Source organism: Muricauda brasiliensis (genome assembly GCF_003057865.1).
Taxonomy (GTDB): domain Bacteria; phylum Bacteroidota; class Bacteroidia; order Flavobacteriales; family Flavobacteriaceae; genus Flagellimonas; species Flagellimonas chongwuensis.
Genome location: NZ_QBTW01000005.1, coordinates 76490 through 91100 on the forward strand (window position 1 = coordinate 76490; position 14611 = coordinate 91100).

Here is a 14611-nt window from a genome sequence, read left to right on the forward strand (position 1 = left end):
CAATCAGCTAGAATAGAATTTTGGCGTTATATCGCTTTTTGAATCACTTCAAATACTTTGCTGCCATCACACTTTAGCGTTTTGTGGGGATATTTTAGAATCAACGCATAATCATGGGTCGCCATAATAATGGTACGCCCGTTCTGGTTGATGTCCTGTAGCACTTTCATCACCTCCACACTGGTTTGCGGGTCAAGGTTGCCCGTGGGCTCGTCCGCCAAAATCAGTTCTGGGTCATTAAGCAGGGCTCTGGCAATGGCAATACGCTGTTGCTCACCTCCAGATAACTCGTGGGGAAATTTAAAGCCTTTGGTTTTCATGCCAACTTTGTCCAACACCTCTTCGATTTTGTCATCCATTTTCTTAGGGTCCGTCCAACCGGTCGCCTTGAGTACAAACCTAAGGTTGTTATTGACATTTCTGTCCGGCAACAATTTAAAGTCCTGAAAAACGATGCCCAACTTTCTTCGCAGAAATGGAATATCTTTTTCTTTCAAGGTCTTTAGGTCAAAATCCACTACCTGTCCTTCACCTTGTTTTAGGGGAAGGTCGGCGTACAGGGTTTTCATAAAACTACTTTTTCCGCTACCTGTTTTGCCGATTACGTAGACGAATTCTCCTTTTTTGACCTCAAGATCAATATCATTGAGAACCATGTTCTCATTCTGGAATACGGCGACGTCTTGTAATTTTACTATGGTTTCGGACATAATTTTATTTAAACAGCTTACACAAAAGTATTTGAAAATATGCTAAGCGACATCAAAATAAAAGGTTAATCCCTAATTTATTTTGAAACTTCCGGAGATTCGGTTTTCCAAATTCTGGTGTTCAGGTTTAAATCTTCCACAATTGCGATCGCAGCATAAATATCATCATGTATCTTTTCAAAAACATTGGAAGTCAATAAGTTTTTTTTCTTGTCGAAACATAGAAAACCATGTGGATGCTGTATGCCCAAATACAATTTATTTTTATTGAAAGACAACATAATGGGTTTGTCAATTTTTCTTTTTAATTGGGTGATTCTTTCCATTAGGGAGGTCGACAAAATATAGCGCGCCTCGACTTGGTCGGTACTGTACACCATAAAATCATTTTCAAACTCAGTATCTTCGAGATGTACCAATTGGCCTCTGGTCATATTCATGGTTTGAAGATTTTTTGCCAGATATCCGACCCTTTTTTCCATTGCATCGGGCAAAACAATGGTGTGTCCATTAAACTTTTTATTAAAATCGACCACGGCAAACATTCCAACGAAACTACTTCCCAAATTCTCGGTAGAGTGATGTTTGGAGAAATAAGGTCTCACATAATTATAGACTAAATTGAGGTAGGGGAACAAAGGAATGTACATTAAAAAGGAACCATAAACTCCTTGGTTTAAGATGTTGACATCTCCCATAGTTATTGATGTATTTCCGACCGTTCCTTTTAAAGTCCCAAAGTGAAGGTTGTAACCACCTTGCCTGTTTTGTCCATTTTTTATTTGGGCATAGGAAGGCAGTAATTTACTTTCTTCAATCAGTTTTGGGGAAATCTGTCTTTTGGGGTCAAATTTCAGTTCAGGCGCCATTTTATCTAGGGTAATCTTTATTATTTCCCTTTCCATTGCCTTGTACTTATTTTTGGTGGTATAGGCGGCAACCATCGTAATGAAAAAAGGCACCCAATATAACGTTGCTATTAGTTGAATTGGGTTCCATGAGCTTCCTTGGGTAATGTTGGCAATCCATTTGCTGAAACCGGCATTGTTGAAATACGTAATGATGGGTAAAAGCAAAAAGCCAAAAATCATTAGTGACATTAAAATTGAAAACACACTTTGATAAACAATATGTTTCCTTCGGATGTTTTCTGCTTTTGTTAGGAGCGGAAACACCTCATCCCTTATTTTGTTAAAATCGACCATTTGCTATGAGTTGAATGAAATTTTTGGTACACTCCTCTCTTCATCCTTAATAGTGAACAAAGGCTTTTTGGAGTAGTGCATCATTTTGCCCATTAGGTTCGATGGAAACATTTCAATGGAATTGTTGAAGGAATTTACGGCGGCATTATATGCCCTCCGGGCTGCGGATAATTGCTCCTCAACTTCATTGAGGCTGGATTGCAGCAAAAGAAAGTTTTGGTTCGCTTTTAGATCGGGGTAGGCTTCGGCACGCACTTGCAATTTTCCCAACATGATTCCCAATTGACTTTCCAACTGAAACCGTTCTTCCGTATCAACGGTTTTGTCCAACAATCTTTCTCTTAATTGGGTCAGCTCGCTTAAGGTTTCACGTTCGTGCTGTATGGCGCCTTTAACGGTACTGATGAGTTGGGGGATTAGATCCGTTCTCTTTTTTAGCATTACATCAATGCTGCTATAAGATTCTTCGACCTTGTTTTTTTTGCTGATTAAGTTGTTGTATAAGAAAACACAAAACAATAGGATAAGGACAATAATCAAAATAAAATAAGACATCTCAACATGGTGTAAATTAGACATTGGAACAAACACAAGGATTGTCCCTTTCTTGTAATCGTAAAGCCCAAAAGACTTTATATGTTGAGGTTTGGAAATATTGCTATTGAAGGGGTTTTCAATAGAGGACTTAAAATTATTATTTCGGGCAAATAAATCAAGTTCAGACACGTATTTTTCGATAAATGACAAATTAAAATATACTTTGGCCTTAAATTTGACGTTATGTGTAAAGTCAATCGAGAAGAGCGTAGAACACTATGAATCGAAAAAACCTCCTTATAATTCCCATTTTTATGGGAACTTTTTTTGTGCTGTCCGCACAGGAAACCAAGATATTTACCCACGAAAACAAAGCCTATCAAGATGCCTTGGCGCTCTACAATAATGAGCAATACCAAGCAGCGCAGAACATTTTTGAATCTGTGAAGGCCAGTACCAAGGATGGGGAAACCGAAGCGAACAGCGCTTATTATGCCGCCAACGCAGCAATTCGGTTAAACCAGCGCGGGGCGGATAAGATGATGGAAGATTTTGTGGAGCGATACCCGACTTCCACAAAACGGAACTCTGCGTTTTTGGATGTGGCCGACTACTATTTTGAAACGGGAAAATATCCGTATGCCTTAAAATGGTACAAAAAGGTAGATGAAAGTTCAATGCCCTATTCGGAGCGTGACCGATATAATTTCAACAATGGTTATGCACTTTATGCGTCTAAACGTCCGCAAGAGGCAGAACGTTATTTGAACAAGGTCACCACCTCCCAGAAATACGGGTCCCAGGCCAAGTATTATTTAGGATATATCGCCTACGAACAGGACGACTACAATTCTGCTAGTGCTCGTTTCGACCAAATCCGAGACCCAGAGCTGCTCGATGAAAAGTTGACGTATTATCAGGCTGACCTGAATTTTAAACTGGGCAAGTTTCAAGAGGCTATTGAACTGGCCAAAAAGCAATTGCCAAAATCAAATAGAGAGGAAATTTCAGAACTCAACAAAATTATTGGGGAGAGTTATTTCAACTTGGAACAATATGCCGAGGCCATTCCTTATTTGGAAGCATACAGGGGCAAACGTGGAAAATGGAACAATACCGATTATTACCTCTTGGGCTACAGCCATTATAAATTGGGTAACTACGAACAGGCCGTTCAACAGTTCAATAAAATTATAGGTGGCAACAATGCCGTTTCGCAAAATGCGTATTATCACCTAGCGGAATGCTATTTAAAATTGGATAAAAAATCAGAAGCCCTGAACGCGTTCCGAAATGCTTCACAAATGGAGTTCAGCCCGGATATCCAAAAAGATGCTTGGCTGAACTATGCCCGTTTGAGCTACGAAATCGGAAATGCCTACGAGCCGGTTCCACAAGTTTTGACCTCATATTTGGAGAAATATCCTAAGGATGAACATCAAATGGAGGTCCAGGAACTCTTGGTAGACTCTTATATCACTTCTCGAAATTTTGAAGGAGCGATGCAACTTTTGGAGGAGAACCAGAACTACGCAAGCAAGGAAACCTATCAAAAAGTAGCTTATTATCGCGGTATCGAACTTTTTATCGATGGCGATTATGAAGGGGCTTGGGAACGATTTGATAAATCCCTGAAAAGCGCATCGAACCCTACTTTTGAGGCCCGTGCACTTTATTGGAAAGCGGAGTCGGCTTACAGGTTGAACCGTTTCGAGGAAGCTTTGGTCGATTTTGTCAGGTTCCAGAATTCATCAGTGTCCAAATCGCTACAAGAGTACGAGCATTTGGATTATAACCTGGGCTATTCTTATTTCAAATTAAAGGATTACAACAACGCCATATCCTATTTTCAGAATGTGGTGAGTTCCAATAGCATTGATGCTCAAAGGAAAAACGATGGTTATTTGCGTTTGGGCGACAGCTATTTTGTGAACAGTACATATCAATTGGCAAAGAAGGCCTACGATACCGCATCCGGTATGAATGGTCCCGAGCGTGATTATGCAGCATTCCAGAAAACACTTTGCGATGGATTTTTGGGGAATATTTCTGCGAAGATCAATGGCCTAAACGAGTTTTTGACCAATTATCCTTCCTCATCCCTTCGAGATGATGCCCTCTTCGAACTGGGCAATTCCTATATCAACAACAACCAAGAAAGTTTGGGGTTGCAGACCTATGACCGTATCGTGGCGGAGTATGCTACAAGCAAATTTGCCCCTCGTGGACTGTTGCGTTCTGGATTGGTGTATTACAATTCCAGTCGAAATGAGCAGGCGTTGAGCAAACTTAAGGAAGTGGTCCAAAAATATCCGAAAGCCCAAGAAGCCAAACAAGCGGTGGCTACCGCAAAATTGGTCTATGTGGACGAAGGTAGGGTAAGCGAATATGCTGCTTGGGCCAGAAACTTGGATTTTGTGGAGGTGACCGATTCCGAGCTGGATAATGCAAGTTTCGAATCAGCCGAAAGAAAACAGATCGAAGGCAAAACGCCAGCGGCCATACGAGGATACGAGGATTACCTAAAGCAATTTCCCAATGGGTTGCATGCCCAGAATGCGAATTTCGCCTTGGCACAACTGTATTTTGCCAATGGGGAAAAGGATAAGGCGCTGCCGAAATACAAGGCTGTTGCCGATGGTGGAAATGGTGAGTATACGGAGCAGGCCCTGACCCGTGTTTGCGAAATCTACGTGGATAAACAGGATTATAACAGTGCCATTCCCTATTTGAAAAGATTGGAGAGCACTGCGGATATTTCGGAGAACAAAACCTTTGCACAATCCAATTTGATGAAGGGCTACTACGGACAAAAGGACTACTCACAGACCATTGCTTATGCGGAGAAGGTATTGAAAGCTCCTAAAATTGATGACCGCATCAAGAGTGATGCGCAGATCATGATCGCACGGTCGGCCATTGCGACGAACAATGAGAACTTGGCCAAAACTGCTTACCAAGATGTAAAACAAATTGCATCTGGAGAATTGGCGGCAGAAGCATGGTACTACGATGCTTACTTTAAGAATCAGGAGCAGAATTATGAAGCTTCCAACGAGTCCGTTCAAAAATTAGCGAAGGATTATGCAGCTTATAAGGAATGGGCAGGAAAAGGGTTGGTGATTATGGCGAAGAACTTCTACAATTTGGGCGATGCCTTCCAAGCCACGTACATTTTGGAAAGTGTGATTTCCAACTTTTCAGAATTTGAGGACATCGTTGCTGATGCGAAGAGTGAACTGGCCACGATTAAGGCCAAAGAGGCAGAAAGCAATTCATCCGTAGATCCGAACCAAAATTAAACGAGACACAACATGCAAAAGAGAACCTATATATTTTCATTACTTTTTTTGAGCCTTTGTGGAATGGTTATCGCCCAGGAAGAGGATAACATTGGTACGGAAACGGTAACGGTGGTAAAGCCGTATTCCCCGACCGTTTCGGATGCCTTTAAAATTAAATCGTCCCCCAGCCTGAACGATTCGATCATACTCCAGAAAAAGAAAATCAATTACAGTATATTTTCGGTGCCTGTGGCATCTACATTTACCCCGGCCAAGGGGAAGGCTTCGGGGGTGGAAAAAACACCGCCGCCGACCTTGTATAATTCCTATGCGTCCATCGGGTTGGGCAATTACAACAATGCTCTGGTTGACTTTTATACAAGCCGAGAATTTAATAGGGGAGAGGACCTGTTGGATTTTGGCCTGACCCATAACTCGTCCCGTGGCGATTTGGACTCTACACCCTTGGAAACCGATTTTTACGATACCAAATTGAATGCATCCTATGCCAAAAAAGACCGTTATATGGATTGGGGAGCAGCTATTGGCCTGCAACATCAACTTTACAATTGGTACGGAATACAGAGCGAACTGTTCAGCGAGGATGAAATCAATGCCATGGATGAGCAGCAAAACTATTTCAATGCCGAGGCCAAGGCCCATTTTAATATGGAAGATTCCTATTTTAAGAGCGGAAATCTTTTATTAAGACGCTTTTGGGACGCCACGGAATCTGCAGAGAACCGTGCGGTTATCAATCCAACATTCGAGCTTCCCGTAACCGAGGAGTTGATCACGATTTCTGCCAAGGTCGATTATGTTGGGGGCAGCTTTGAAAATGGCTCTATTACGGAAGGAGTCAATGCAGGGGAGAAAAAGTATAGCAATCTTCAGGCAGGGGTAACACCAAGTTTATTGATTCTGCGTGATGATTTGACCATTAATTTGGGAGCAAATATTGTCTATGGCCTTGATATGGAAAATAGTGAGAACAACTTTTATATCTATCCGGCGGTAACAGCATCTTATCGTGTAATGGACGAAAATGTAATCGCTTATGGTGGAATAGAAGGGGAGTTGAAGCAAAACACCTATTATGATTTTGTGAATGATAACCCTTTTGTCTCTCCGACTTTGGATATTGTTCCAACGGACCAACAGTATGAAGGGTATTTAGGTTTGAAAGGGCAGTTGACCTCTAATGTGGGATACAATATCAAAGGTTCTTATATGGCTGAGAACAGAAAGCCTCTTTTCTTTCACAATCCCGTTAATACCTCAAGGGATGACGAAAAAAGCTATTACTATGGCAACTCTTTTCAAGTATTTTATGATGATGTAAAGACCTTGGGTGTTTTCGGGGAAATCAATGTGGATGTAAACCGTAATTTCTCACTTGGTGTAAATGCCGAATTCTACGATTATGATACTGAGACCGACAATCCAGCGTGGAACCTACCCTCCATTAAAGGGTCGGTTTTTATGGATTATCAAATCTCCGACCAATGGTACATGGGTGCCAATCTGTTCTACGTAGGTGAAAGAGATGATCTGTTATCTCAAATTAATCCGCTTGATTCCGAGTTGCAATTCCAACAGGTAACCTTGGATGGGTTTTTTGATGCCAATGCACACGTAGGGTACCGGTTTAACGAACAGCTTTCGATTTTTTTAAAAGCATCGAATATTGCCAACAATAGTTACCAACGTTGGGCCAATTTTCAAGTGCAAGGCTTCCAGGCCTTGGCCGGAGTTTCCTATAAATTCGATTTTTAAGGAGACTTTCTGATAGTATCTCAATCATAGATTGAGCAAAAAAACAGGAAACTTGGATTGGTGAGTGGTTAATAATTGGCCATCCATCAATTGAAAAGTATCATCCATCAATTCACGACAAATGGTATTGGTGTTAAATGTATTTTTATCGGATTTCATTAAAATTGATCCTTATGAAAAATACTTATACCATACCAAGGTTCATTGCAGGATGTGCTTTGGGAACTTTTGGTCTATTCGCACAGGATATGCAACATCCAAAGTTTGGGAGTGGATTTTATCCTACTGATGTTTATTCATTGACCAAAGCTATATGGGCTGATGTGGATGAGGAATCTCTAATGCTTCATGACGATTACGCTAAATCCACAATTTATTTAGTTAAGGAAAATGATACGCTTGTCCCAGTTTTGGATCAATATGCGAGTGACGTGCAAGATTCCAGTCTACATCTTTCGGTAAATGATTTGCCAAATATTCAAGGAGTCAAAAGAATAATATTGGTCGAAAATTATTTTACTTCTTGCTGCTTGTCAATAAGTTTGAATTATATCGTTGAAACTGCCAAGGGTCGTTTTGTTCCCTTACCTGAATTAAAAGTTGAAAATTGCGGGGATGAATTTAATTATTGGCAGTATAGGTTCCCTAATGAGATGTTTGGTGTTCAAGACAAAATTGTGCTTGGTTACTTGGATTTATCGCAGGCTTATGAAGTTAGATCATTCCAAGAAGAAAAAGTATTTTTATGGGATGGTGAAAAGTTAATCCCAAAACAATGAAAAAACCCGTGGGAGAGCCCACGGGTTTTTTTATTGTACATGCTTAAACCTTTCGATAATTACCAGCCTGGGTTTTGCTGATCTGCAAGTGTAGGGTTCGCGTTAATCTCTACCTGAGGTATCGGCCAAACAAACTTAAAGTCGGCATACGGCACAGCAGGTACACCGTAAGGACCATCATATGGAGTTCCCAAAGTGTACAATTCAGCTGCAGGTGTTCCATTGGCTACCTTTTGTGGTATTCCGTTGATGGGTTGAAGGTCATCCCCTTGAAGTCTGTGGATATCGGACCATCTTCTGCCTTCCATCAAAAACTCGATTCTTCTCTCTTTAAGGATTGCACCAACAAGTTCTCCTGCATTTGCAAAATCACCGGCTACATAAGCTTGGGTAGCTGGATCAGCAAGAGATCTGTTTCTAACTTGGTTCAATAAGGACAAGGAAGCTCCTAAATCGGCAGCTACTCTTCTAGCTTGTGCTTCGGCCATGTTCAACAATACTTCAGCATAACGGATAACAGGTGAAGCATCGGTATAGTTTACCCCATCTTTATATTTTAGGGTGAATTTTGCCCCCCCAGCGGTAAATACCATTCCGGTTCCCACTTCGGTTTCAGTTGAATTGTCTTCACGACGTAAATCATCAGCCAACCAGCTAGGATCTCTCCAAATGATAGGGCTGATGGCCACCAATCTTCTTCTGTTGTACTGTGAAGCCAATGCAGCATTCACACCAGGGTTCATGGTTGCAGCCTGTGTCAATGAGAAAATCGACTCGGAGTTTCCATAACTATCATTGAAAGGTCCATTAGGAGAATCTTCCAAAGTGTATTCGCCAGTAAGCTTGTTGCCTTCTGCGATAACACCGTCCCAATCTCTCATGTGCAGATATACCCTTGTTTTAAATGCAATGGCTGCATTTGCAGATGCCTTGGTCAATGATGTGTTGGTAATCAAGCTTTCCGCATCGTCCAAATCTTGCAATACTTTTTCATAAACCTCTGCTACGGTATTTCTACCGAGCACGATTTCTGAATCGATTTCAGCTTGAGTATCGATACCTACCTCTCTGTAAGGAACTCCAGGGTGTGAAGCACCAGCGGAAAAGTTATAAGGTCTTGCGAAGAAATTTAGCAATTCAAAGTGGGTTATGGCACGCAAAAATTTCGCTTGTCCAATATAATCGTCTGCAACAGCTTGGGTAATGATACCAGCTTCAGCAGCAGTGGTAACTCCTTCAATCACCAAGTTGGCCCTGTTGATCAAACGGTAACCATCTATCCAATAATACACGTTGTTCGCAGTGGTTGGGTCATATGTAGCCGTATAGGTCAACTGGTAGAAGGTAGCTGTGTTTACCACATCTTCTCCTCGGTTGTCCCCTTGTTGTACGAAAGCGGCACCCCAGATATATCCACGCCCAGCATTGGGGTTAGTTGAGTTATACTGACCAATTGCGGCAGCATTGTACATCCCGTTAACCGAACTCTCGATCAACGAGGCGGATGAATATGAGTCACTCAACGAAATGTTATTGATAGGACTCAGGTCCAAAAGAGTTTCGTCAGAACATGAGATCACACTAATTCCGAAAAAGGAAAGGGTGATGTATTTGAATATCTTTTTCATTTTGAAGAATTATAGATTAACATTTAGACCTATGGATAATACTTTTGATCTTGGTGTACCGTTAATGTCCACACCGCTGGACTCCATTTCCGGGTTCAAGCCCTTATAGTCTGTAATGGTCAATAGGTTTTGTCCTTGGATAAAGAACCTTACCATGTCCACATTCAACTTATCAGTTACTAGTGATGGGAGTTTATAGCCCAAAGTGATATTGTCCAAGCTAATAAAATCACCTTTTTCCAAGAATCTAGTTGTAGCATGTCCTGTTAGGTTTGTAAAGGTGTTGCTACTTGCGTAAAGCCTAGGTGTAATTCCATCTCCAGGATTGGAAGCACTTTGCCATCTTCCCAAAATCTCAGTAGAGTTGTTATTGAAGTTTTGGGTCACTAAATCTCTACGAGTTGCGTTGAACACTTCGTTACCACCACTATAACGGAACATAAAGCTAAAATCGAAGCCTTTGTATGTGAATCTGTTAATGACGGAACCGTAATAAGTAGGTAAGGAATTTCCAAGAATAAACTTGTCGTCCGCAGCGCTTAAAGAAGAAGCTTCTGATAGGTCTCCAGGATTGCTGGGGTTGAATACAAAATAGGTCTGTGTATCCAGGTTGCCCTGTACCAAAGAACCATCAGCTTTATAGTACACTGGGTTACCGTTAGCAGGGTTAACGCCCCAATATCTGTGTCCATAAATAGAGTTGATGGACTCCCCCTCTCTAATAATCAAGTTGGGAGCGATGTTGGTGTTGGTAGAAGTACCTCCAATAATATCTTGACCTTCGGGAAGGTTGGTTATCTTGTTTTTGTCCAATGTCAAGTTAGCGGAAACATTCCAGCTGAAATTAGCTGTGTTGAAAGGAGTGTAATTTACAGCAAATTCAAGACCTTCGTTTACCATATTACCAATATTTTTCTTGATTCTACTGTCCGGCACACCCAATGATTGAGGTACAGGTACATCAAGAATCAAACCATCAATATCATTTTTATAGTAGTCAAAACTGATGGTCAATTTGTCGGACATGAAGCCTAAGTCCACCCCATAATCTGTCTTTTTACTAGTTTCCCATATCAATAGGTCGTTTCCAAATTGGGTGAATGCGATACCGTTTAGGGTGCCGTATTGTGAGGCTGAGGTCAATCCTAAATATGGATAGTCTCCAATATCTGTGTTTCCTACCTCAGAGTATGAACCTCTTAGTTTAAAGAGGGAAATAGCAGGGTTCAAACCACTGAAAAATTCCTCGTTGGCAATGTTCCAACCTGCAGAATACCCAGTAAAGTTATTCCAACGGGTGGCTTCGCTTAATTTTGAAATACCATCCCTTCGTATAGATCCTTGAAGAAAATAACGCTGTTTAAAGTTATAGCTTAAACGACCTACATAGGAGCTGATACCGTTTTCTGTTACACTACCTCCGGAAGTTTGTGTGCCATAAGCTCCGGTAACTAAGTTTTTGTTGTAGAACTCATCTAAAAGATCGGTACCTGTTCCAAAGAAACTTTTGAACTTATCTTTTTGAAATTCCATAACAGCGGTAACACCAATGTTGTGAGCATCAGCAATACTAGTGTTGTAGTTGATGATGTTCTGGGTATTCCAACGTAGATAATCCTGATTGTTGTTTTGTAACCTTCCATTAGATCCCCTGCCGTCACCATGTATGGGACTGTAGTACAAAAATCCATTGGTAATGGTATTGTTGGCACTTGCCTGGAACCTGTAGGTAAGACCTTCCAATAGTTTTACTTCGCCAAAAGCGCTGGCCAAAGTATTGTTTGATATGGACTGGAATTTATTATTGACGAGTACGTAGCCAATATTGGAAATGTTGTCGCCAACAGGGTCTGTGTTGTCCCATTGCCCTACTACGCTTCCATCAGCAGATAGGTTAAAGCCGGTAGGATTGCTCGGGTCATAGATTGGTATGTTGGGAAGCTGTCTGGTAGCATTAAAAATGTTTCCTGAAAGTGAGTTTCCTCCCGTATTCAATCCATTTAATTCAGTTCTAGTGATTGCAAGGTTACCACCAACGGTCAACCAATCAAAAACATCGTGTTCAAGGTTGGTTCTAATGCTGTGACGCTTCATGTTGTTGGATACTGCAACACCGTCCTGATCGGTAAAACCAAGGGACATGAAATATTTGGTCCTATCGGTTCCTCCGTTTACGGATAGGTTGTGATCCATTTGCAGCGCGTTTGAATTGAGTACTGCACCTTGCCAATCGGTATCATAGTCATTTCCAATGGCCCAAGGAGCCTGTCCTCTGTTTGTACGCTTTTCATTTGCAGTTTCCAAGAACTGTGCGGTATTCAACAAATCAAAGGTTTTGATCGGTGATGCAAAACCGGTTACCACGTTGTAGCTCACTTGGGTAGAACCTTTTTTACCTTTTTTTGTAGTAATCAAGATTACACCATTGGCAGCTCTCGAACCGTAAATAGCGGTTGCAGCACCATCCTTCAAAATTTCAAAAGATTCGATGTCGTTTGGATTGATGCTGTTCAATGCGTTGGTCGATGCATATCCACCAATATCTCCAGTAATAATTGGAACACCGTCAACAACTACCAAAGGATAAGTTCCAGAACTAATTGAGCCTAGACCCCTGATCCTGATTCTTGGGGCTTCCCCGAGTATACCGTTATTGGTGGTGATTTGCACACCAGCGGCCCTACCGGCCAATTGGCTTTCGAAACTGGGTGTTACAAGGCCTTGGATGTCTCCTCCGGATACACTGGCAATCGCCCCAGTGATTTCCTTCCTTTTTTGTACACCATAACCAACCACTACAACTTCTTCCAAGGCTTGCGCGTCTTCTTCCATTTGTATGTTTATGATGCTCTGTACACCTACGGTGGCTTGGGTCTCTTTTTGCCCCAGATAAGTAAATACAAGGGTCTGGCCTACTTCTGCTTGTAAGTTATAGTTACCATCAAAATCGGTTTGAGTACCCTGTGTGGTCCCCTTGATAACAACGTTTACGCCTGGTAATGGCAGTCCGCTCCCATCAGTTACTGTACCACTTATCATTTTTTCCTGTGCGGAAGACAGATGCACAACAAATGCCATCAAAAGCGCCAGTAATACTTTTGTTTTTGTTCTCATTTAATTTGAGTGTTAATTAATAGATTCATTTTTTGAATTAGTTTATTGATTAAGAAAAGCCGGTCAATTTTTTGGTGACTAATCCAAATAAACAAATGGGCCAGTTAGACTACATAATGTTTTGAAATATGACCGAACTAATCTTAATCAGCAGATAAAATAAATGAGAGGTGATGGGATGATGATTACGACCGACCTAGGTTTATGGTTTACCGACGAATATTAACCCTTACTTTTGTGTAATAGATTGATGATGAGATTGTTGAAATTTTGTTAAATAATTTCAGGCTAGCTGGGTTTTCTTAAAAAAAAGACAAAAAACTATTGATTTAAGGCTTTGATATACTGGACTGGAGTCATACTTTTTCGCTTTTTGAAAGCATTGTAGAAAGATACTTTATTGTTAAATCCAGACGCATAAATAAGGTCGGAAATTGAGTCTATTTGATGTGGGTTTTCATCAATATGAGCCAAGCATTCATCAATGCGATAATCATTGATGAATTCATAAAAGTTCTTATTGAATTCTTGATTGATAACTTGTGAGAGACTGTAACGGTCTGTATTGAGTTTTTTGGCCAAGGTCTCCAGCGATAATGTAGGATTCAAAAATATTTTTTCCTCCATGGAACTTAAAAGTTGTAATCTTAATGTGCTCGCCATGGCTATAGTTAGGCCTGAGTTTTGATATTTTTCCTTGATTTGGGTATTGTTCAGTCTAATTTGTAAAGGTTCAGTAACAATAGCAGGAAATAGATATAACAGGAAAGAGATGATAATAATAAAAACCGAAAAAAAGTAGGCGATTATATATCTTGTTACATTAATAAGTGAAAATTCATCTTTAAATAGGGCTCCTATTATTGAGATCAGAAATATTGAAAAGAAGAAAATAACCAGTATTCTTAACCAATTTCGGTCCATGCTATCAATCTGTTTTCGATACTTGATATATTGTTTTATAATTAAAGCCAAGAAAAAGGCAAAATAAAAACTTTTTAAGTAGTAACTGTTCAGTAGTTGAACCCCTTGTAGTCTGAGCCCGTTGCCAGGCATATCACTATTGGTGTTGGTCAGAATTAATATTGATAACAAACTAATAATAAAAATGACGAAGTACTGCAATATTGCTGTTGCCTTCATTTTTTGATGCGGATACACCTTTCTTTGGATATAGAGGAATAGGGATGGGCCCAAAAGAAAGGAAATACTTGAATAAAACGGGATTTTGGGTATATGCAGAACACCATCCCACCACAGTAAAGTAAGCTCTAGAAGAATGGCCGCCATGGCAATTATGAAAACTCCCATGTACAGATTATGTTTTTTCAAAAAAATAAGGTAACTGCCAACTCCAGCCCCCAAAAGGGATATTCCGATGAATATAAAATGGAGTAGATTGAGTTCGCTGGGGATGGCGGTCTCCAAAGTTTTTAAAGGCAGTATAGCCTTTGTCCAAAAGGAAAAAGCTGATACAATGTCCATAGGTAAATTAGCTATCAAAAATGTTTTGTAAAGTAGTGATAATAATGAATCGAAACTCTTAAAATTTAAATTTTCAAAAAATATCTAGCTCTT

The 14611-nt window shown here is 40.5% G+C and carries 9 protein-coding genes; 3 read left to right on the forward strand and 6 right to left on the reverse strand.

Annotated elements, in window-relative coordinates:
- Positions 1 to 26: 26 nt before the first annotated feature.
- The 3 genes from DCK90_RS04210 to DCK90_RS04220 form a co-directional block, all read right to left on the reverse strand.
- Complete coding sequence (locus tag DCK90_RS04210; RefSeq protein WP_108244940.1) at positions 27 to 710, reverse strand: cell division ATP-binding protein FtsE; 684 nt, start codon at positions 708 to 710, stop codon at positions 27 to 29.
- A 77-nt stretch (positions 711 to 787) separates the two neighbouring features.
- Positions 788 to 1915, reverse strand: a complete 1128-nt coding sequence (locus tag DCK90_RS04215; protein ID WP_108244941.1) for a DUF3137 domain-containing protein — start codon at positions 1913 to 1915, stop codon at positions 788 to 790.
- A 3-nt stretch (positions 1916 to 1918) separates the two neighbouring features.
- Entirely contained in the window at positions 1919 to 2494 is a 576-nt protein-coding gene (locus tag DCK90_RS04220) for a LemA family protein (protein WP_229418493.1), read from the reverse strand.
- Between the two features lie 236 nt (positions 2495 to 2730).
- Between DCK90_RS04220 and DCK90_RS04225 the strand changes: the two genes are divergently transcribed.
- From DCK90_RS04225 to DCK90_RS04235, 3 genes are all read left to right on the forward strand, one after another.
- Positions 2731 to 5754, forward strand: coding sequence for a tetratricopeptide repeat protein (locus DCK90_RS04225; protein WP_108244942.1), 3024 nt, complete (start codon positions 2731 to 2733; stop codon positions 5752 to 5754).
- 12 nt (positions 5755 to 5766) lie between these two features.
- Positions 5767 to 7512: a TonB-dependent receptor gene (locus DCK90_RS04230; protein ID WP_108244943.1), complete on the forward strand. Its 1746-nt coding sequence runs from the start codon at positions 5767 to 5769 to the stop codon at positions 7510 to 7512.
- Between the two features lie 173 nt (positions 7513 to 7685).
- Positions 7686 to 8291 (forward strand): hypothetical protein, encoded by a 606-nt coding sequence (locus tag DCK90_RS04235; protein WP_108244944.1) that lies wholly within the window; start codon positions 7686 to 7688, stop codon positions 8289 to 8291.
- Positions 8292 to 8350: 59 nt separating this feature from the next.
- Here the strand turns inward: DCK90_RS04235 and DCK90_RS04240 are convergent, their stop codons facing one another.
- From DCK90_RS04240 to DCK90_RS04250, 3 genes are all read right to left on the reverse strand, one after another.
- A complete protein-coding gene (locus tag DCK90_RS04240) occupies positions 8351 to 9919 on the reverse strand; it encodes a RagB/SusD family nutrient uptake outer membrane protein (protein ID WP_108244945.1) in 1569 nt (522 codons plus the stop codon).
- A 9-nt stretch (positions 9920 to 9928) separates the two neighbouring features.
- Complete coding sequence (locus DCK90_RS04245; RefSeq protein ID WP_108244946.1) at positions 9929 to 13033, reverse strand: SusC/RagA family TonB-linked outer membrane protein; 3105 nt, start codon at positions 13031 to 13033, stop codon at positions 9929 to 9931.
- 321 nt (positions 13034 to 13354) lie between these two features.
- On the reverse strand, positions 13355 to 14518 hold the full coding sequence (locus tag DCK90_RS04250) for a helix-turn-helix domain-containing protein (RefSeq protein ID WP_108244947.1): 1164 nt from the start codon (positions 14516 to 14518) through the stop codon (positions 13355 to 13357).
- Positions 14519 to 14611: the final 93 nt, after the last annotated feature.

Coding starts and splice junctions, on each gene's coding strand:
- DCK90_RS04210 (WP_108244940.1), bottom strand. CDS start 710: ATGTCCGAAACCATAGTAAAATTACAAGACGTCGCCGTATTCCAGAAT.
- DCK90_RS04215 (WP_108244941.1), bottom strand. CDS start 1,915: ATGGTCGATTTTAACAAAATAAGGGATGAGGTGTTTCCGCTCCTAACA.
- DCK90_RS04220 (WP_229418493.1), bottom strand. CDS start 2,494: ATGTCTAATTTACACCATGTTGAGATGTCTTATTTTATTTTGATTATT.
- DCK90_RS04225 (WP_108244942.1), top strand. CDS start 2,731: ATGAATCGAAAAAACCTCCTTATAATTCCCATTTTTATGGGAACTTTT.
- DCK90_RS04230 (WP_108244943.1), top strand. CDS start 5,767: ATGCAAAAGAGAACCTATATATTTTCATTACTTTTTTTGAGCCTTTGT.
- DCK90_RS04235 (WP_108244944.1), top strand. CDS start 7,686: ATGAAAAATACTTATACCATACCAAGGTTCATTGCAGGATGTGCTTTG.
- DCK90_RS04240 (WP_108244945.1), bottom strand. CDS start 9,919: ATGAAAAAGATATTCAAATACATCACCCTTTCCTTTTTCGGAATTAGT.
- DCK90_RS04245 (WP_108244946.1), bottom strand. CDS start 13,033: ATGAGAACAAAAACAAAAGTATTACTGGCGCTTTTGATGGCATTTGTT.
- DCK90_RS04250 (WP_108244947.1), bottom strand. CDS start 14,518: ATGGACATTGTATCAGCTTTTTCCTTTTGGACAAAGGCTATACTGCCT.